Source organism: Pseudotamlana agarivorans (genome assembly GCF_001642835.1).
GTDB classification, from domain to species: Bacteria; Bacteroidota; Bacteroidia; order Flavobacteriales; family Flavobacteriaceae; genus Pseudotamlana; species Pseudotamlana agarivorans.
On the sequence record NZ_LXEI01000001.1, the window covers coordinates 563,491 to 585,083 of the forward strand.

Genomic DNA, 21,593 nt, shown 5'->3' on the forward strand with positions numbered 1-21,593 from the left:
CTAACTTTTTATATCAAATACAGCATTAATAACTTGTTGCTGTCTTCTTTTATCTCTTGTACTTGACCCTGGAGCAGGCACAGAGTTATATGGTCTTGAACAAACTTCAAGTTTTACAAGTTCCATACGTTGTGCAATATGCATCCAAGCTCCCATGTTTTTAGGTTCTTCTTGTGCCCAAATATATTTCTCAACATTAGGGTAACGATTTATTACCGCATCTATTTTATCGATGTGTAATGGGAATAATTGCTCGATTCTAACTAAAGCAACTTCTTCTGTTCCTAATTCTTCACGTTGTGCTAATAAATCGTAGTAGAATTTCCCTGTACAGAACACTAATTTTGTAACGTTATCTGGATTGATTGTATCATCAATAACCTCTTGGAATTCTCCTGATGCTAATTCACTTATGGAAGATACGGCTTTTGGGTGACGCAATAAACTCTTAGGCGTGAATACGATTAAAGGTTTTCTAAAATCGCGTTTCATTTGACGACGTAACAGGTGGAAAAAGTTTGCTGGCGTTGTACAATCGGCAACAATCATATTATCGTTTCCACATAACTGTAAGTAACGCTCCATTCTTGCTGAAGAGTGCTCAGAGCCTTGTCCTTCGTATCCATGAGGTAATAATACAACGATACCATTTTGAGATTTCCATTTATCTTCTGCAGCCGATAAGTACTGATCGAATATAATTTGGGCACCGTTACTAAAATCTCCAAACTGCGCTTCCCAGATAGTTAATGTATTTGGGTTGGCCATGGCGTAACCATAATCGAAACCTAACACACCGTATTCTGATAAGAAGGAATTGTAAATATACATTTCCCCTTTATTAGCTGGGTTTGTGTTTAATAAATTGATACGCTCTTCAGAAATTTCATCACGTAAAATCGCGTGTCTATGACTAAAGGTTCCACGCTCTACATCTTGACCTGAGATACGCACATTAAATCCTTCTTCTAGCAAACTTCCGTATGCTAAAGTTTCGGCCATACCCCAATCTAAAGTATCGGTTTCAAAAACCATTTTTGCTCTTCCGTCAAGAATACGCTCTGCTTTACGTAAAAACTTCACACCTTCTGGAACAGTAGACACAATTTTTGAAATACCTTCTAATTTATCTTTAGCATAGGCAGTATCGGCAGGCTCTAACATGGCATCAACACCACGACGTACAAATCCTTTCCAACGCTCCATCATGAACTCGCGAACTTTAGACGAATCGTCTTCTTTAGATTTTGTATAAGCCGTTTCAAGCGTTTCTTTAAACTCTTCAACAATTTGAGTAGAATATGCTTTATCTATAGTGTTTTCAGCAATTAACTTATCCGAGTATATTTTAAACGGATTGGCATGCTTTGCAATATGTTTATATAAGTTAGGCTGTGTAAACCTAGGCTCATCACCTTCGTTATGACCATATTTTCTATAGCCTAATAAATCGATATACACATCTTTTTTGTAACGCATTCTGTATTCTAATGCTAGCTCAACCGCGTGAACTACAGCTTCAGCGTCATCTGAATTAACATGTAATACAGGCGACAAAGTAACTTTAGCGATATCTGTACAGTAAGTACTAGATCTTGCATCTAGATAGTTGGTAGTAAATCCTACTTGGTTATTCACAACAATATGAATAGTACCTCCTGTTTTATATCCGTTTAGCTGACTCATTTGAGCAACTTCGTAAACCACACCTTGACCCGCTATTGCAGCATCACCATGTACGATAATTGGAATGATTTTAGAATCATCACCATCATAATCATTATCAATCTTCGCTCTAGTAATTCCTTCGGCAACCGGGGCAACAGTTTCTAGATGCGATGGATTAGGCACCAAGTTCATTTTGATAGTTTTACCGTTTTGGTATGTTTTATCAAGTGTTAAACCTAAGTGGTACTTAACATCACCATCGATATAAGCATCTTCAAAATCTTTACCATCAAACTCGCTAAAAAGTTCGTTCATTGGCTTTCTAAAAATGTTAACCAAAGTACTTAAACGACCACGGTGCGCCATTCCAAGAACACACTCTTTTACATCGTATTTTTTAGACGCATAAAAAAGCACATTACTAATAGCAGGAATTAGAGATTCTCCACCTTCTAATGAAAAACGTTTTTGCCCAACATATTTGGTTTGCAAAAAGTTTTCGAAAGTTACGGCCTGATTTAATTTAGAAAGAATATACTTTTTAGTATCTGCCGAAAAGGTTGGGTGATTATCATTTTTATTTAATTGATCTTGCCACCACTTAATAACCTCCGGGTTTCTCAGGTACATATACTCCACACCAATAGAACTGCAATAAATACGTTCAAGGTGTTTTACAATTTCTCTTAATGTTTTAGGTCCGACACCTAAAACTTCACCAGCATTAAAAAGTGTATCTAAATCGTTTTCGGAAAGATCAAAATTACTTAATTCTAAAGTTGGGGTATAGCTTCTTCTGTCGCGAACAGGGTTAGTTTTGGTGAACAAATGCCCACGCATTCTGTACCCATCAATCAGTCTTAATACATTAAATTCTTTCTGAACATGTTCTGGTATTTGTGTTGAAACACCTTCAATAATCTCACCATCTAACCCATAGTTCTCTGTTCCAAAGTCGTAACCTTGAAAAAAGGCTCTCCAACTAGGCTCTACACTATCTGGGTTTTCTAAATATTGATTATATAAGTCAGAAAAATACGCCGTGTGTGCGGCGTTTAAAAAAGAATATTTATCCATTGTAAGTTAAAGTCTCCTGTAGTTTTTTCAAAAAAAATATTTCTCAAAAATACAACTTTTAGTAAAATTAGATGATTCTTTGCCTATATTTATGGCAGTTCATCTTCATTTCACGAATATGATCAAAATAGTGTTAATTTTTTAATATATTATTATTTTGAAGAAGACTTTATTTCATATTACTAAAAAAGCAAGCCTATTATGCGTTGTTTTTTCTTTCTGCTTTATCAATATTCAAGCACAACAGACTAAAGGCGATTTTTGGAATCAGGTGCGCTACGGTGGCAGCCTGGGATTAAGTTTCGGCAATGATTTTTTTAGCGGCACGATTGCTCCAAGTGCCATTTACCAATTTGATGAGCGTTTTGCCTTAGGTCTGGGCCTAAACGCCACATTTAACAACCAAAAAGACCTATACAAATCTACCATTTTAGGTGGTAGCCTTATTGGTTTATACAATGTAATTCCTGCGATACAAATTTCGGCAGAATTCGAACAGCTTAATGTTAACCAAAATTTCGATGCTACTACTATTTACCGAGATGAAAATTATTGGGTTTCAGCACTATATTTGGGCGCTGGTTACCGCACCGGAAATTTTGCGTTTGGCGTGCGTTATGACGTGTTATATGACGACGATAAAAGCATTTATTTCAGCCCATGGTCCCCATTTTTCAGGGTGTATTTTTAAACCTTAGTAAAACAAACACAAGGCCACAATTATAAAAATCTCTTTAAAAAGGATCGATAATTATGACAATTATCATAATTTCTAAAAATTAAGGCGATTACTTTTGCCATATTAATTATTTCTATGAAATCAGCTTTAAAAATTGTAATCCCAGTCATACTGACTGCCCTAATAAGTTGTGGTGATACTTCGGAGAAAAAAAAACCGGGTTTTACTTACGAGAACAAAACAACATTAGAATCTGGCGCTACAGCAGCATCTGAAGAATTGCCACCATCAAAAACCATAGATTTAACGAATAAAGGTGTTGGTCCTATTTCTAATATCATTTTAGATGCACAAATAAATACAGAACTAGCTAAACAAGGCGAAGACATTTTTAAAAGCACTTGTACAGCGTGCCACAGAACAGACAAAAAATTTATTGGTCCAGCACCGAAAGACATCCTAAACCGACGCACTCCAGAATGGGTTATGAACATGATATTAAGCCCAAATAAAATGGTTAAAGACGACCCTTTAGCCAAAGCCTTATTAGAAGAGTACCACGGCTCTCCAATGCCCGTTCAAATCAATTCAAAAGAAGAAGCTAGAGCACTATTAGAATACTTTAGAACCCTTTAAATCTATCATAAACTTATTACACTTTACCAACAACAACTAAATTTAAACTCGGCAGAAGTCTGAATCCACCACATTTTACTTTTGCCAAAAACAAAAAACGCGAAGCATAGGCTTCGCGTTTTTAATTTATATGTTATTGAAATTAAATTTAATCGGCTAAAATAATAGCTTTATTATCTTTCATTTCAAGTGTACCAGATTTAATATCAATTAGTAATACTTTTGTATCAACCATATGAGGTTTTACTTCTGGATGTAATTTATCGTAATCTAAATGGCTTTTAGTATGAATACGTATCTTAACAGTTCCAGCTGTTAAAAGCGATACTATTGGCGCATGATTTTCTAACATTTGAAATTCACCATCAACACCTGGCACAGCCACAGATTCCACTTCTGAACTAAAAAAGGTTGCTTCAGGCGATACAATTTCTAAATACATAATTTTAGTTATTTGTTATTAGTTGATAGTTATTAGTTTCTTGTTATTGATTGTTAGTTTTCACATATCAACCAGAAACTAAAAACTAGTAACCGAAAACCTATTAAGCTTCTGCAAGCATTTTATCTCCAGCTTCAATAGCTTCTTCAATGGTACCTTTAAGGTTAAACGCTGCTTCTGGTAAGTGATCTAATTCACCGTCCATGATCATGTTAAATCCTTTAATAGTTTCTTTGATATCTACTAATACACCTGGAATCCCTGTAAACTGCTCAGCTACGTGGAAAGGTTGAGATAAGAAACGTTGTACACGTCTTGCTCTACCTACGGCTAATTTATCTTCTTCAGATAATTCTTCCATACCAAGGATCGCAATAATATCTTGTAATTCTTTATAACGTTGTAATAACTCTTTTACGCGTTGTGCACAAGCATAATGCTCTTTACCTAAAATATCGGCTGTTAAAATTCTTGAAGTAGAATCTAAAGGATCTACCGCAGGATAAATACCAAGCTCGGCAATTTTACGAGATAATACTGTAGTTGCATCTAAGTGAGCAAACGTTGTTGCCGGTGCAGGATCCGTTAAATCATCCGCAGGTACGTAAACCGCTTGTACAGATGTAATAGAACCTCTTTTAGTTGAAGTAATACGCTCTTGCATAGCACCCATCTCTGTTGCTAAAGTTGGTTGGTAACCTACCGCAGAAGGCATACGACCAAGTAATGCAGATACCTCTGAACCAGCTTGTGTAAAACGGAAGATGTTATCTACGAAGAATAATACATCTTTCCCTTGACCTTCACCAGCACCATCACGGAAATACTCAGCAATAGTTAAACCAGATAAAGCCACACGAGCACGTGCTCCAGGAGGCTCATTCATTTGTCCGAATACGAAAGTTGCTTTCGATTCTTTCATTTTAGACTTATCTACTTTAGATAAATCCCATCCACCATCTTCCATAGAATGCATAAAATCATCACCGTAACGGATAATTCCAGACTCTAACATCTCTCTTAAAAGGTCATTTCCTTCACGTGTTCTTTCACCTACTCCAGCGAATACTGAAAGTCCACCGTGACCTTTTGCTATATTGTTAATTAACTCTTGAATCAATACAGTTTTACCTACACCGGCACCACCAAATAAACCAATTTTACCACCTTTTGCATAAGGCTCGATAAGGTCGATTACTTTAATACCTGTAAATAAAACTTCTGTAGATGTTGATAAATCTTCAAATTTAGGTGCAGAACGGTGAATTGGTAACCCCGCTTCTCCAGCTTTAGGTAAATCTCCAAGACCATCAATAGCATCTCCAATTACATTAAATAAACGTCCGTAAACATCATCACCAATTGGCATTTGAATAGGAGCACCTGTTGCAGTAACTTCAGTACCTCTACTTAAACCATCAGAGGAATCCATTGCGATAGTACGAACGATATCTTCTCCAATATGAGATTGTACTTCTAATACTAAAATAGAACCATCGGCTCTCTTAATTTCTAATGAATCGTAAATTTTTGGAAGTTCTGATTCCGAAGCGAATTTAACATCGATAACCGGACCTACTATTTGAGCAACTTTACCTGTAACTTTAGACATTACTTATTTATTTAATTTTATGCGACTTAGTTGAGTGAAAACACTTTTTGTTTTCGCGCTGCAAAGATATATTTTTTAATTTAAAAAGAAAGTTGTTTTTATTGCTTTTTTAGACTGAAAAATGAAGCCTAATTTTGAATATAGTTTTTAATGGCTTCGGAAATCTATTATTTGTTAAATAGTACCTTATATATATGCTAAAAACACAAGAAACCCTGCAAAATAATTTACAGGGTTTCTAGAATTATATTATTTAGGAATCTTAGAACTAAGACTCCTATTTTAAATAATCATTATAGTTCAGCATAGTGAGACCATCCATCAAAAGCAGAAGTATCAGCACCTGTAGCAGAAGCATTGTTAGTAATAAAAGAACTGATTAATACAGAACCATCAACATTGTTAACAACCTCGGTAGTTGTATAATCGAAATTAGCGTTAGTAAACACTAAAGATCCGTCATTTACTTGATCCAATTGATCGTTTAAGAAAATTACAGTCTCTACATTTGTTACAACGATATTATCAAAATGTCCAGCAGTACCTTGCTTAAGATCGAAGGCAGCTTTACCTGTTCTGTTACTTCCTCTAACAGTAACATCTTTTACAACAGCATTAGCTCTTGGAGAAGCATTAAACTCACCACTTCTACTTGCTAATTCGAAAGCGTAATCACCAACGTTATCATATTGATGAATAACAATGTTTGTTAAAGTTCCTGCATACCCTTCATCCCAGTCGATAGAATCATCTTCCATACCAACCATAGATAAGTTAGTAGCTTCTACAGTACCACCATAAAATTCAAAACCGTCATCAGCTCCTTCAAAAGCTTCACAGTTTTCTACGATAGTTCCGCTACCACATGCGAAGAAAGAAAATGCATTAAATTCGAATTCACCATCTGAAGATGCTTGACCAGCATACTCAACGCGAACATATTTTAAAGACCCTGAGCTATCAGAAGGATTGTTTCCTCCGTAAGGTTGTTGTCCAGCTTCAGATAATGAATCTGCTGGTCCGTTAAAAGGCGCTCTACCGTGTAAAGTAATTCCACCCCAGTCACCAGCACCACCTTCGGCGTTTTTGTTTTCAGAAGTAAATACGATTGGTGCATCAGCAGTACCTTCAGCGATTAATTTACCACCTTGTAATACCATTAATAAGTTAACACCTGCAAGTTGATCTTCAGCAGTTACAGTAATAGTAGTACCTTTTTCGATAGTTAAAGTAGCACCATCTTCAACGTATACCGCTCCTTTTAATGTATAATTTCCAGCTGGAATAAATACTTCACCTGTAATTGTTCCTTCAATTACACCTGTGTTAGCTCCAGTTCCATCAATTTCAGAATATCTAGACCATCCAGCAAAAGCAGAAGCATCAGCTCCTGATGCAACAGGGTTTTGAGATACTAAAGTTCCTGAAACATCAGTACCATCAACGTTGTTAACTACTAAGTTTGTGCTGTATTCAAAATTAGCGTTAGTAAATACTAAAGTTCCATCATTTACTTGATCTAATTGATCGTTTAAGAAAATGATTGATTCAGCATTTGAAACTACGATGTTATCAAAATTTCCAGCAGTACCTTGTTTAAGATCGAAAGCAGCTTTACCACCTCTGTTACTAGCTCTAACTGTAACATCTTTAACTAAAACATTAGCTCTTGGTGTAGCATTAAACTCGCCACTTCTACTTGCTAATTCGAAAGCGTAATCACCAACGTTATCATACTGGTAAATCACAACGTTTGTTAAAGAACCTGTATAACCTTCATCCCAGTCGATAGAATCATCTTCCATACCAACCATAGATAAGTTTGAAGCGTGAACAGTTCCTCCATAAAATTCGAAACCATCATCAGCACCTTCAAAAGCCTCACAATATTCTACAACAGTACCGCTACCACAAGCGAAGAATGAAAATGCATTAAATTCGAATTCTCCGTCTGAAGATGCTTGACCAGCGTACTCAACACGTACATATTTTAAAGACCCTGAACTATCTGCCGCGTCATTTCCACCGTAAGGCTCTTGACCAGCTTCAGATAATGAATCTGCAGGACCGTTAAACGGCGCTCTACCGTGTAAAGTGATTCCACCCCAGTCACCAGAACCACCTTCAGCGTTTTGGTTTTCTGAAGTAAATACGATTGGTTCAGAAGCTGTACCTTCAGCAATTAATTTACCACCTTGTAATACCATTAATAAGTTGATTCCTGCAGCTTGGTCTTCAGCTGTTACCGTGATAGTTGAACCTTTTTCAATAGTTAAAGTAGCATTTTCGTGTACTTTAACTGCTCCTCTAAGAATGTAATTACCTGTTTCTAAAAATAAATCTTCTGTGATATCTCCTTCAATAATACCTTCGGTTCCTCCTCCATCATCACCTCCAGTGACATCATCATCATTACTACATGACATTGCAGCTAAAAATAAGCTTGCTACAAGTGTAATTTTTAAAAAGTTTGTTTTCATCATTTTTGTTATTAAATTGTTACTGTTTGTATTAAAATTAATTATAGTTTATATGTTAGGTTAAAACTAAAGTTAACGCCTTGGTTAAAACTTTCTATTATGTTACTATACTTTTCTGGGAACTGCACTTCTTGTGTTGCATCTTGAGTGAAAAGTGTTTTTTCGTTAAGGATATTTCTAACAGTAAAACGCAATCCTATTTTTTCATTAAACTGTGTATTCCATGAAAAATCTAATTGATTAATTGGTTTTTCATAAATCTCATCGGCACCTTCTACACCTACTGCGTAAATACGTCTTCCGTATGTGTTAAAAATCAAGTTTAGTGAAGAATTAGTTTCTCCTTTATCGACCAATTTATAACTCAAATCGGTATTTATTCCCCAATCTGATGCTCCTTGTAATTTTCTGTTTGTGTTTGTCACCGAAGCAAACTCATCACTATCAGGATCAGCTGAAGCTTCCGAATCCATTAGAATCCCATTAAGACCAAAAGTGAATCCTTCTAAAACCTCTGTATTGGTAACATTACCAATGTTTAATTTGGCTTCAATCTCTACACCATATATATAAGCTTGATCGAAATTATCGAAGTATGTTCTATAACCTACAGATGTAGCTCTAGAAAGACGTTCTATAGGACTATCAATAAATTTTCCGAAGGCAGTAAAGGCAAGCACCTCAGAGTTTGATGGGAAAATCTCATACTTTAAATCAAGATTGTAGTTCTTAGAGTTTTCAATTTCTGGATTACCAATAACTTGATTACCATCTCCATCTTGAAACGTTGTTGGTAGAATCTCTCTTAATCGTGGTCTCGTTACGGTTTTAGAACCCGCAATACGAATATTTGAAACATCGTTAAGCGTATATTTCACGTTGAATGACGGACTAATATCGAACGGCTCATATTCTAATTCGGAGTAAGGCGAATTAATTGAAGTTAACTGCTCACGGTATGTAATTTTTCTATAAGCATACTCTCCTCTAACCCCTACTTGCACTAATAATCGGTCCCATTCTTTAGTAAAATCTAAATACCCTGCATGTATAGATTGGTCGATAAAACTCTTGGCTTGTGGATCGGCTGTGTTTCTATAAAACAAGTAGCCATCTTCAAACCCTTGATCAAAAAATGCTTGAGGATCATTCGTATTAATAAAAGGTAAAACACCACTATAATTTTGATCTACAGATATCGTTCTATTAAAGAAATCGTAAGAGATCTCATCGTAATTATACCCAGCTTTTAATATGGCGGTATACTTATCTAATTCTTCATTTTTCTGTAAACCAATTTGATAATCTAATTTAGCATTTACGTTATAGTTTTCTAACTCTTGATAAAATTTAAAAGGATCGATACCATTGGTAGTAATATACTCTGCTTCTTCACCCTCTCCGGCAGTTCTTAACACACGTCTATCTGGAACATTATTATTACCCAAAGCATAAGATCCTCCAAATGAAAGAATGTGTTTGTCATCTCTCCAAGATTTCTCTCCTAATAATTGAAAAGACACTAAATCATTTTCGGTATACTTCGTATCTCTAATGTAGAATACTTTATCGTTTAACTGAGTGAATCCATTATTTTCACCTGCCGCTTCTCTAATAAAGTTGGAAGAGTTTTGAAGGTAAATGGTATTAAATAATAAACTAAAATTATTATTTCTTTTATAGTTAAGTCCGAATAAAGAAGACTTTTGTGTCGAGAAATTGTAATTTGTTGTTTGAAAATCCTGCTGTGCAGTACCCTCTGAGTTCAAGGCTCTTTCTACACCCTGTTGAGTAAGAAATGAGTTTCTATAATCTAAGCTAAAATAAAAACCTACTTTATCGGTTCCATTATTATAAATACTTTGACCATGAGAAATACCAAACCTTGTACTTAAAGGTGCTTTTGTTGTTTCAGGCGTCCATGAGGTATCGAACATTGTTGCCGATTCTGATGGAGTTGCCGTGTAACCTAAAGTAGCATCTTTATTATAAGGGCCAGGAAGACTACGACCACCACCTGTGTAACCTAAAAACTCTAAGTCACCACTATTATCTATATTGAAATCTTTTAAAGTCGTATTTGTATTTACACCTGCACCAAAATTAACAACAGTTACAGGTTGACTAGGAATTTGCTTCGTATTAATTTGAAAAGTTGCACCGGCAAAATCTTGATAAATACTACTATTAAAAGTTTTTAATACATCAACCGATCCCACAATACTTGTAGCGATATAGCTTAGTGGTATAATTTTATTATCTGGATCTGCTGAAGCTAAAGGCAAACCATTAACTAATAAAAAGTTATAACGGTCATCTAATCCACGTACAAAAATACCACGATCTTGTACCGTAGTAATCCCTGATACTTTTGTTAACCCTTGCTCTACGTTAGAAACAGCTTTTCTTGTTAACTCTTCAGCACCAATACTTTGTTTGATTTCAACGGCTTTTTTCTGTTCTAATAATAAAGCCGTTTCACTTTCCCTTTTAGTGGATGTTGTTACAACCACCTCATCTAAAGAAGCCGCACTGGCGGTCATCACTATATTAACTTCTTCCGTTTTTCCTGGAGTAACAGTAACAGCTACCTCTTGAGTTTCATAACCTACGAAACTAAAAACTAAAGTATAATTTCCTGGTTCAATATTATCAAAGTAGTAAAGGCCATCAAAATCTGAAGTCGTTCCTTTTGTGGTTCCTTTAATTAATACATTAGCGAATGCCAAAGGCTCGTTGTTGTATTCTTGATCGGTTAATTTGCCTTTAACCGAACCGGTAGATTGCGCGAATGCTACTGCCGAAGTAAAAATTGTAAATAGTACTAATAATTTTTTCATTGTTTTTGTCATAATTTCACGCTGCAAAGAAACCATAGGAGATTAATTTTAGTGTTACCACATGATTAAAGAACAGTAACATAAGTGTTATGTTAAGGTTATCTAAAAATAAAACCCACCAAAAACGCATTACATTAAGTTAACATGAAAAAACAAAGAACCTCAATACCAACAGATTAGATTGTAACATTTTCCAAAAGACACAAACTTAACCTAACTAAAAAAGCTGCTTCCATTTTACTAGAAAGCAGCTTTTTTAAATTTTATAAAGTCAGTATTATTACCTAACCTTATTCTAAATACTTTATGTTTATTTATTACTTACGATACCTGAATCATTACTAGCCGTTGTAGCACTAGCAAAAACCGAAGCCAAATCATCTAAAGACACCGTACTAGCTCCTAGGTACAATTTTAAATTCTGATCGTTAGCCGATAAAACCTCAACTTTAACTTCTTTAGTTTCATACCCTACAAAACTATAAACTAAAGTATAAGTTCCTGGTGTTACATTTTCGAATTTAAAAAAACCAGCTTCGTTAGATAAAGTTTCAACACCAGTTTCTTTTACCTTAACTTTAGCATACAATAGCGGTGCATTGCCTTCTTCTAAATCCAATAAATTTCCACTTATCGAACCTGTATTTTGAGCAAAACCAAATGCGGAAAAGCAAAAAACGAGTATATATAAAAATTGTTTCATTGTTCTACTGAATTATTTTGCAAAGTAACTACAGATCTGAACGTTATGTGTTACCAAAAGATTAATCGTTTGTGATTATAATGTTACCGCAATGTTAAGAGACCTATTATTAATAATCCGAAGTACGACCAACATAGCCCATTTTATTAATGAAAATAAGTATCTTGCCACCACTTTAAATGACAGCAATGAACTGGGAACAACTACTATCCTTAAAGCGCTTTGGCGACACCAATAAACGTATAAGAAAAGAACAAGATGAAAACCGTATAGGATTTGAGGTGGATTACGACCGTATTATATTCTCTTCAGAATTTAGAAGTCTGCAAGACAAAACACAGGTTATCCCACTATCCAATACCGATTTTGTTCATACAAGACTCACCCACAGTTTGGAAGTTAGTGTTGTTGGTCGTTCCTTGGGCCGTAGTGTAGGACATAAACTCCTAGAAAAGCATCCCCATTTAAAAAACATTCATGGATACCATGCTAATGATTTTGGAGCTATTGTTGCCGCAGCTGCTTTAGCGCACGATATTGGTAATCCGCCATTTGGACATTCAGGTGAAAAAGCCATTGGTGAGTTTTTTATTAACGGTTCTGGAAAAATTTACAAAGACCAACTCACCCCTAAAGAATATCAAGATTTATGTGATTTTGAAGGCAACGCCAACGGATTTAAAATCTTAACCGAAACCAGAGTAGGACGACCAGGAGGCATACGTTTAAGTTATGCCACACTTGGAGCCTTTACAAAATACCCTAAAGAATCGCTTCCTAAAAAACCTACCTCACATATTTCCGATAAGAAATATGGTGTATTTCAATCGGAAAAAGAAAACTTTGAAGATGTCGCTAAGGAGCTCGGCCTTATAAAACGCAGTAACGATAGTATGAGCTATTCCAGACATCCGCTAACCTTTTTAGTTGAAGCTGCCGATGATATTTGCTACACCATTATCGATTTTGAAGATGGCATCAACCTTGGCTTAATTCAAGAAGAGTACGCCTTAGAATATTTATCGAAAATCATTAGAAAAAACATCATACCTGAAAATTATTACGCTTTAGAAACGCAAAAAGACCGCATTGGTTATTTACGTGCACTCGCAATAGGATCGTTAATTAATGAAGCTGTAGATATTTTTATGGAAAACGAAGAGGCCATTTTAGAAGGCTCTTTTGACTGTGCTTTATTAGACAAAAGTGCTTATGAAGCCCAAATTAAGGACGTTATAAAAATTAGCGTTGACAAAGTTTACCAATCAACCGAGGTTATCGATAAAGAAATTGTAGGTTACGGTGTTATAAACACACTTTTAGAAACCTATACCACAGCCGTAAATAATAGTTATAACAATACGCCATCAAACTACGACCTATTAATTTTAAAAGGCCTACCCGACACCCTAAAAACGAAAGACGACGATTTATACACCCGTTTACTTAGCGTGTGCCACTATGTATCATTACTATCCGACAGCAAAGCTATGTTAGATTATAAAAAAATTAAAGGTTTAGGGTATTGAAATATTTATCATTGAATATTGACTATTTAATATTAGGGGCTAGCTTTGAAGTTTAGATAATACTGCTGTTTATTTGTTGAATCGTGTAATCGTAGGTCGTTTTAAGGTATTGATTATTTTTTATTTGTAGAATGAAAAACTTTGACCGAAGACAGAGGACGGAGGACGGAAAATAACAACCTTAAACTTTCAAATAACTTTCCACTTTTTAACTTTTAACTTCTACCGTATAATCTCGTGCGCTTTGTCGTAAACCAAATGTGATTCCCAACCACGATACAAAAAATAATTAATAAATTTCTTACGTTTTTTGTAGGTATTTCTTTCTTTTAGTAAATTCGCTCGGTTTTCTGCTAATTCGGAAAAAACGGTCAGGTAATCATTTTCATCTATTTCAGCTAAGGCTTGATTGATATTAAATTTTGAAATGTCTCTTTGTTTTAATTCTGATGTTAAACGACGACGACCCCAATGTTTTATATTGAATTTACCACGAACGAAGGCTTTCGCAAAGCGTTCTTCATTTAAAAAATTATGATCTAGAAGATGCACTATAATCACATCAATAGCCTCAGGAATCATCGACATGGCTTCCAGTTTTTTTCGGACTTCTTGATGACAACGTTCTTGATAAGCACAGAAATGCTCAAGCTTTTTAGTAGCCTCTTGAACCGTATATGTTTTTTTTGATTCCATAAGACATCAAAAGTAACAAGGATAAACAAACAATTGAAAAAAAATTTAAAAACCAGTTTTAGTTTCTCTCACAAAGACGCAAAAAACACCTCTTGAAAACATCAACCTTACTACAACTTTTCCTTTTAATTACAACTTTAGCGTATTCTCAAACAACTTTAACGGAAGGCGATATCGCTATTACCGGGTTTAATTCTAAAGACCCCGATCAATTTTCATTTGTATTATTAACAGATGTTTCTGATGGCACCAGCATAAATTTCACAGATAAGGGTTGGGTTTCAGCTGGAGGCTTTCCTTTAAACGCCGACGGCAAACCTAAAACCGAAGGTATCGTGATATGGAACGCTACAAGTGATTTACCTTGTGGCACCGAAATTATCATTTCTGAAACCGCTACAGACTCTGGAATTTACACAGCTACTCTTGGCAACGCCACTGAAGACCCAACTGATCTAGGTTTCTCTCTAGCTTCTAACAACAGTGATCAAATCATTGCCTTTCAAGGTACCAATGTGGAACCTACCATGCTATTTGCCATACATTTTGGAAGCGATACCGGCTGGACAGATGCTAAAGACAGTAGCAATACGAATGACCCGAACAACAGTGAGGTTCCTGCAGGTTTAACCGATGGCGTCAATGCTGTTTACATCGGAAACCTGGGTAATGCCTACTACGATTGTAGCACCCAACAGGATCAAACTTTAATTTTAGAAGCTATTGTAAATCCGTTAAACTGGGTTGGAAAAAAAACAGTTCCACAAATATTAGGAAGCTGTACGTATACTTGTTCTGCCGCACGCAGTTGCATTGGAACGACCACCACTTGGAACGGTTCCTTTTGGGATAACGGCCTTCCAAACTTAACAACCCAAGCTATAATTTCGGGAGATTATAATACAAATATGGGGTCGTTTAAATGTTGTAATCTAACCGTAGACTCAGGATTCACTTTAACTATTGACAACAATAGCTTCATTGAAATTGAAAACGACGTCGTTATAAACGGTCATTTGATTGTAGAAAACCAGGGGAATTTTGTTCAAAATGACCATTTAGGCACTTTCGTTCTTAACGATCCTGGAACAGCCATACTCAACAAAGAAAGCGCTGTCAAACCCAATTGGTATCATTACACCTATTGGAGCTCTCCAGTAGAAAATACCACAATAGAACAGGTTTTTCCGAATGTGGATAGTGACAGACGATTTTACTTTGAAGCCCAAAACTTTATTGATAACGATCGAGATGATATTGATGATAATGGCGACGATTGGCAACTTGTAAAAGGCAGCGACCTCATGCTTCCTGGAACTGGTTACGCCTGCACATCGAGTCGTAATAACACATTTCCAGCCACAGATAAAATCAGTTTTAAAGGCATATTTAACACAGGAGAATTAACGACTCCTATAGCTGTAAACGATCAAAATTCAGGTTATGCATGGAATTTAATAGGCAACCCGTACCCTTCTTCTATCGATTTTGTAGCTTTTCAACAAGCCAACGCAACAGTTATAGATGGGGCCGCATATTTTTGGTCGCATAATACAGAACACCATGTATCGCATGCAGGCCATCAGCAATCCAATTTTCATCAAAACGATTATGCCACTTATACCATTGGTTCGGGAGGCGCGGCAGGAGTTAGTAAAAAAACACCAGGCAAATACATTTCTACGGGACAAAGTTTTTTTGTTCCAGGATTAAAAAACGGCACAGTTAAATTTACAAATGCTATGCGAATGGCGGATAACACGAGTAACACCCTCTTTTTTAAAACCAAAAACAACCACAAAACCTCCGAGATTACTCCTAATAAACTGTGGCTAAATCTTACGTCAGACAACGGGGTTTTTAGTCAAATTTTAATTGCCTATGTCGAAGGCGCAACTGATAAAAATGACGGACTAGCATATGATGCTAAAAGACTTATAACAGAAAATTATTCGGCCATTTTATATTCCACAATTACAGAAGACACAAATAAATACGTCGTTCAGGGTAAAAACCCAAATGATCTCAATGAAAATGAAAACATTAATATTGGTTTTAGTACCCATATTAATGCGCCAACACTCTATAACTTATCCATTGATCATTTACAAGGTGATTTTTTAATGGAAAACAACATTTATTTGAAAGACAACTTACTGAATAAAACACATCATTTAAACAATACGGTATACACCTTTACTTCTGAAATTGGTGACTTTAAAAGCAGATTTGAGATCCTTTTTAAAGATGTGAATTTATCAAACCATCACACCGAATTAAACGAAGAACGTTTTCAAATATCGAATCTGGAAAACAAGCATATTCACTTCAAAACGTCACCAGATTTAAAAATAAGAACATTGACCATCTATAATGCTTTAGGGCAAACACTATACCAACTAAAAGGTTCCAGCCATACTGAAACCTATTATTTACCAAACATAGGTTCCTTTTATATAGTAAAAGCAAAACTCTCTAATGGCGATATAGTGATTAAAAAATCTATAACACCTTAAAACTATAAATACCCATTGTTTAAAATAACTTAGATTTTCAAAATATTTATAAGTCGTTTTAATAGCAAGAAAACAAAACGCTATGACTAACTGAAAACCTGATTAAACACTTGTAAAGATTTAGGAGCTCTAAAACTCCCTAAGTGCAATTCAAAATAAAGCAGCATCATACTTAAAAATGACTGCCTTTGCTTGGAATTAATTTTTATATCTGGTAAGGTATCAAAGGAGGCACCTAATAGCTGTTTCAACAGAATTAAATTTGGTCCAGAAATGTTATTTCTGTAAACCGGTTTTAACTCAAATTTACCTTCATTTAAATTAAAATTTGGGAAATCTATGTCCGTTATATCGGGATAAAACCCTAAGTATTTGGTTAGTTTTAATAGGAACAGGAGATGAAAATTAGCATATTCCGACTGGCCATCTAACCACAATAAGGTGTTTTCTAAATAACTATAAAGGGTTTCATCTTGTTCTTCTTCATGCAAAGTATTGGATAAGACCTCCGACAAAAACAAAACTATAGCGCTTTTTAATACATGCGTATGCAAGCTGGAGTAAATAACATTAAGTTTAGTGTCTTTTATGGTTTGCAAGGAACGTTTCTCCTTGTAATCTACCACAATTTGAATTTGAGATAAGGGCTGAAAATAAGCAGCTTTATTTTGGGTCTTTTTACTTTTTAAAATCCCTCTTAATAAAAAGCTCACAACACCCTTTTGCTGCGTATAGCATTTTACGATTAAATCGTGATCTCTATACTTTAACTTAGATAATACAATAGCATGAGTAGTGAGTAACATTAGCGTACAACCATGAGTTTAATAACCTTGGTTTCAAAGGTATCTAAATCGGCTAACATCACCAGGTACACGCCTGAAGCTACGGTATTATTTGCTAGATTTTTTCCGTTCCAATACGCTGTCCCTCCGTCAATTTCTAAATTATAACCACTGTAACGCTGATTGGTTTTAGATTGTGCTTCAGCGACCAAGTTTCCTTCAATATCGGTAATTTTAATATTCACGTTTTCAGAAATATCTTTAATTTTCACCTTTTTGTCAAACATATCAAATTCCGGTCGCACAGGATTTGGATACACAAAAGCTTTTTCTAAATTTTCAATAGGATTAGACCCTCCTGACAGAAAGGATACCAAGCCTTTCTCGGTAGCGATATAAACAATACCTTTATTGCCATCAATAGACACATCTAACACCGTATTGGAAGGCAAAGGGGAATTGGTTTTTGTGAAATGAAAAATGGTATTTTGCCCATCTGGCGAAAAATAAAACAATCCAGCATCGGAAGTAGCTACCCATTTATTATTAGAACCATCCACTTCTATATCTGTTATATTTTGTTCAAACAATAACTCCTTGGCAACACCATCTTCTTCGATAATAATTTCATCGACACTAACATTTTCACTGAAAAAATTAGACGTATTATAAAGCACCCTTAAACCTCTAGAGGTCCCAATCCACAATTGATTTCTTTGATCCAAGGCTAAAGCTGTGGCTGCTGTAGAAGGCATATTTTGCTCAGCGGTATACACACCCTTTAAAAGTTGACTATTTCCTTCTTCTTGAAAACCAATCAAACCAAATCGAAAACTGGCTATCCATTTGGTACCATCCGAACCAATAACCAAATCGGCATAACCTAAGTTTCCTCCCGAAAAACCATCGCCAATTACGGCTGTGAAATCATAAGCTTTCCACTGGTTATTGCTAAGATTATAGGATTTAAGCGGACGATCAACAAGACTTGTTAAAGTCCATAGAAGACCGTCGTCATCAAATTCTGAAGGCCCCACCCTAATATCTACATGGTTTGGATCGTTTGGCAAAACTAAAGACTCCAATCCACTATTTGTTTCATTATATAAAATAGTTGAAACATCATCATCAACTTCCAATAAACCACTAAAAAACGAACTAATATAAGCCTGATTACTTTTTGAAGGATTAACAGCAATCGCATTTAAACATTTGGCTTCAAAAACATCACTATAAGGTGTATTAATCCAATTATCATATTTTAAATGACTAAACCCCCTGTTGTTTAAAGGATATGGATTGTAAAATAAATCGTATTCACCAAAACTTACCCAAACCCCATCGACACTAGCTTCAACTGAAAAAGGAATATTCATTAAAGGGCCATCGGGATGCACTTCTTCAAAAACTGTAGGATTAAGAATTGGCGTTTTTAGTATGCCAAAATTTTCGGTGCCAATATAAATAAAATTAGCGTCTAAAATTCCTGCTGTATACTTTGTATTAAATTCTGGAACTGCGCTTACTTGAGCAATTTCATTAAAATTAGAATCGTAAACAAATACCTGATTTTGAGTGGTTACCATTAGATTATCTTCAACCGACTCTAAGTCCAAGGGCACACTGCTATATGTCGCAACTTCACTAATTGACGTTTCGTTAATTACCTGAAACAATTTTCTATTGGTATTGGCAGCATATAAAGTATTCCCGTGGGTTTCTACACCCACCCAACTCCCGGTGGTTATGGTTATCCAATTTTGATAATCAATCAAATTAGTACTTGATACGTTAGCCCGTTTTAATCCATTATTATCTAAACAGGATGCGTATATATAATTATCATATACGGTAGTTTCGGTTACTGGAATTTGCGAACCATTGGGACCTATAAAATAACTATCTCCAAACTCTAACCGTTCCATATTAAAAACCGAAATTCCATAGTTTGTTGCGATATACAGTAAATTATTATGGGCATTAAAATGATTTATTTGCTTTTGTGTAGGAGCAATAGTTGCTTTGTCCAGAATATCAACGATACTTAATACTCTAGCCCCATCATCTAAAACAATCTCTATTAAACCTGTTTGGTAGCCTATCATTAACAATTCGTATTCTTCATTATAGTAAATTGATGAAATGAATTCACCAGACAATCCGTTTACCGTGGTTATTTCATCTATGTCCCCCGTAGTTTGATCACTAACAAAAATAGCATTATCTGAAGCCGCAAAAATTTTGTTATGTCCGCGCGTTACGGCCTTAATGTTATTATATGAAAAATACCCATTCCACGATCCCGAAAAATCTTGAGAAAACAACGTGAACGGTAGAAAACAACAAATAATTAGAATGTTTTTTTTCAATATGCTAAAATTTTGAATTTCAAATATATTTATATCTAACGAGTTTTGCTTTAAAAAAATATACATATCCTCAATAAACTGAAATTTAAAGCAATAAGACTCTATCAAACAAAAAAAGCTCCCAAAACAGGGAGCTTTTCTATACATTTAATTTCTATTAAACAATACCTTGAGCTAACATAGCATCGGCAACCTTTACGAAACCAGCAATATTGGCACCTCTTACATAATCGACATAGCCATCTTTATCTGTGCCGTACTCAATACAAGATTTATGAATATCCGTCATAATATCTTTTAATTTATTATCTACTTCATCACGAGTCCATTTAAAACGAAGCGAATTTTGCGTCATTTCCAAACCAGAGGTAGCCACACCCCCAGCATTAGAAGCTTTCCCCGGAGCAAATAAAATTTTCGCTTTATGGAAAGCTGCTATAGCCCCTTTGGTTGAAGGCATATTTGCACCTTCAGCCACGCAAACACAACCATTTTTAAGCAATATTTCTGCATCATTTTCATGAAGCTCATTTTGAGTTGCACATGGTAATGCAACATCACATTTAACCTCCCAAGGGGTTTTTCCTGGCACAAATTTAGCGTGAGGATAAGCCTCCAAATACGCTTTAATACGAGCCCTTTTAACATTTTTAAGCTCCATAATATGTGCTAACTTTTTGGTATCAATGCCATCGGCATCATAAATATAACCAGAAGAGTCAGACATAGTTAGCACTTTTCCTCCCAGTTGAAGTACTTTTTCTGCAGCATACTGCGCAACATTTCCTGACCCGGAAATGACACATGATTTTCCAGCAATGTCCCAACCTTTAGTTTCTAACATTTTCTGAGCAAAATACACAGTACCGTAACCAGTAGCTTCAGGTCTAATTAAAGAGCCGCCCCAAGACATACCTTTTCCTGTTAGCACCCCTGTAAAGCCATTACTAATTTTTTTATACATACCAAACAAATACCCTACCTCTCTTGCTCCTACACCAATATCGCCGGCAGGCACATCGGTATTATGACCAATATGTCTAAACAACTCACCCATAAACGCATGGCAGAACCTCATGATTTCATTATCACTTTTACCTTTTGGGTCAAAATCACTACCTCCTTTTCCACCACCCATTGGAAGTGTTGTTAAACTATTTTTAAAAACCTGCTCGAAGGCCAAAAATTTTAAAATACTTAAATTAACTGTAGGATGGAAACGTAACCCACCTTTATAAGGTCCTATAGCCGAGTTCATTTGTATACGATACCCTCTATTAACTTGAATTTCCCCGTCATCATCAACCCAACACACTCTAAACATGATAACACGCTCTGGCTCGACCATTCGAAGCAAAATGTTTTTACCATAATATATGTCATTTTCAACAACATAAGGAATAACTGTTTCAGCAACTTCTTCTACAGCTTGAAGAAACTCTGGCTCGTTGCCATTTCTTTCCTTTACTAAATCTAAAAAAGCATCAATCTTACTTTTCATAGCACAATAAATATTTTAAATTATTATATAATTAGTATTTTAAAACAAATATACATTATC

14 protein-coding genes are annotated in these 21,593 nt (G+C 35.4%); 4 read left to right on the top strand and 10 right to left on the bottom strand.

Annotated features, from left to right (window positions below):
* Entirely contained in the window at window positions 1-2,745 is a 2,745-nt protein-coding gene (locus A6I66_RS02365) for a 2-oxoglutarate dehydrogenase E1 component (protein ID WP_067145146.1), read from the bottom strand.
* Window positions 2,746-2,902: 157 nt separating this feature from the next.
* Here A6I66_RS02365 and A6I66_RS02370 point away from each other — a divergent pair, with 157 nt between their 5' ends.
* Both A6I66_RS02370 and A6I66_RS02375 read left to right on the top strand, forming a co-directional pair.
* Complete coding sequence (locus A6I66_RS02370; protein ID WP_317047659.1) at window positions 2,903-3,436, top strand: alpha-ketoglutarate decarboxylase; 534 nt, start codon at window positions 2,903-2,905, stop codon at window positions 3,434-3,436.
* Between the two features lie 123 nt (window positions 3,437-3,559).
* Entirely contained in the window at window positions 3,560-4,060 is a 501-nt protein-coding gene (locus A6I66_RS02375; protein ID WP_067145150.1) for a c-type cytochrome, read from the top strand.
* A 148-nt stretch (window positions 4,061-4,208) separates the two neighbouring features.
* Here A6I66_RS02375 and A6I66_RS02380 read toward each other — a convergent pair whose 3' ends face one another.
* The 5 genes from A6I66_RS02380 to A6I66_RS02400 all read right to left on the bottom strand — a co-directional run bounded on the left by A6I66_RS02380 (window position 4,209) and on the right by A6I66_RS02400 (window position 12,137).
* Window positions 4,209-4,502 carry a F0F1 ATP synthase subunit epsilon gene (locus A6I66_RS02380; RefSeq protein ID WP_067145152.1) on the bottom strand — a complete coding sequence of 98 codons (294 nt, stop codon included), beginning with the start codon at window positions 4,500-4,502 and terminating at the stop codon, window positions 4,209-4,211.
* Window positions 4,503-4,605: 103 nt separating this feature from the next.
* Window positions 4,606-6,114 carry a F0F1 ATP synthase subunit beta gene (gene atpD, locus A6I66_RS02385; RefSeq protein ID WP_067145153.1) on the bottom strand — a complete coding sequence of 503 codons (1,509 nt, stop codon included), beginning with the start codon at window positions 6,112-6,114 and terminating at the stop codon, window positions 4,606-4,608.
* Between the two features lie 293 nt (window positions 6,115-6,407).
* Window positions 6,408-8,597 (bottom strand): hypothetical protein, encoded by a 2,190-nt coding sequence (locus A6I66_RS02390; protein WP_157614031.1) that lies wholly within the window; start codon window positions 8,595-8,597, stop codon window positions 6,408-6,410.
* Between the two features lie 38 nt (window positions 8,598-8,635).
* Window positions 8,636-11,434, bottom strand: a complete 2,799-nt coding sequence (locus A6I66_RS02395) for a TonB-dependent receptor (protein WP_067145157.1) — start codon at window positions 11,432-11,434, stop codon at window positions 8,636-8,638.
* Between the two features lie 310 nt (window positions 11,435-11,744).
* Complete coding sequence (locus A6I66_RS02400; RefSeq protein ID WP_067145159.1) at window positions 11,745-12,137, bottom strand: carboxypeptidase-like regulatory domain-containing protein; 393 nt, start codon at window positions 12,135-12,137, stop codon at window positions 11,745-11,747.
* 188 nt (window positions 12,138-12,325) lie between these two features.
* On the opposite strand from A6I66_RS02400, the gene dgt reads away from it, so the two are divergent.
* Complete coding sequence (gene dgt, locus A6I66_RS02405; RefSeq protein WP_067145618.1) at window positions 12,326-13,666, top strand: dGTP triphosphohydrolase; 1,341 nt, start codon at window positions 12,326-12,328, stop codon at window positions 13,664-13,666.
* Window positions 13,667-13,888: 222 nt separating this feature from the next.
* On the opposite strand, the gene A6I66_RS02410 is transcribed toward dgt, so the two are convergent.
* On the bottom strand, window positions 13,889-14,362 hold the full coding sequence (locus A6I66_RS02410) for a regulatory protein RecX (RefSeq protein WP_067145161.1): 474 nt from the start codon (window positions 14,360-14,362) through the stop codon (window positions 13,889-13,891).
* 92 nt (window positions 14,363-14,454) lie between these two features.
* On the opposite strand from A6I66_RS02410, the gene A6I66_RS02415 reads away from it, so the two are divergent.
* The gene (locus tag A6I66_RS02415) at window positions 14,455-16,878 is read left to right on the top strand and encodes a hypothetical protein (protein WP_067145163.1); all 2,424 of its coding nucleotides are present in this window, start codon (window positions 14,455-14,457) and stop codon (window positions 16,876-16,878) included.
* 86 nt (window positions 16,879-16,964) lie between these two features.
* On the opposite strand, the gene recO is transcribed toward A6I66_RS02415, so the two are convergent.
* The 3 genes from recO to gdhA form a co-directional block, all read right to left on the bottom strand.
* Window positions 16,965-17,684, bottom strand: a complete 720-nt coding sequence (recO, locus tag A6I66_RS02420; RefSeq protein WP_067145165.1) for a DNA repair protein RecO — start codon at window positions 17,682-17,684, stop codon at window positions 16,965-16,967.
* Window positions 17,684-20,032 carry a type IX secretion system anionic LPS delivery protein PorZ gene (gene porZ / locus A6I66_RS02425; RefSeq protein ID WP_067145620.1) on the bottom strand — a complete coding sequence of 783 codons (2,349 nt, stop codon included), beginning with the start codon at window positions 20,030-20,032 and terminating at the stop codon, window positions 17,684-17,686. The genes recO and porZ overlap by 1 nt, the downstream gene beginning before the upstream one ends.
* A 157-nt stretch (window positions 20,033-20,189) precedes the next feature.
* Window positions 20,190-21,533, bottom strand: a complete 1,344-nt coding sequence (gene gdhA, locus A6I66_RS02430; RefSeq protein WP_067145167.1) for an NADP-specific glutamate dehydrogenase — start codon at window positions 21,531-21,533, stop codon at window positions 20,190-20,192.
* Window positions 21,534-21,593: the final 60 nt, after the last annotated feature.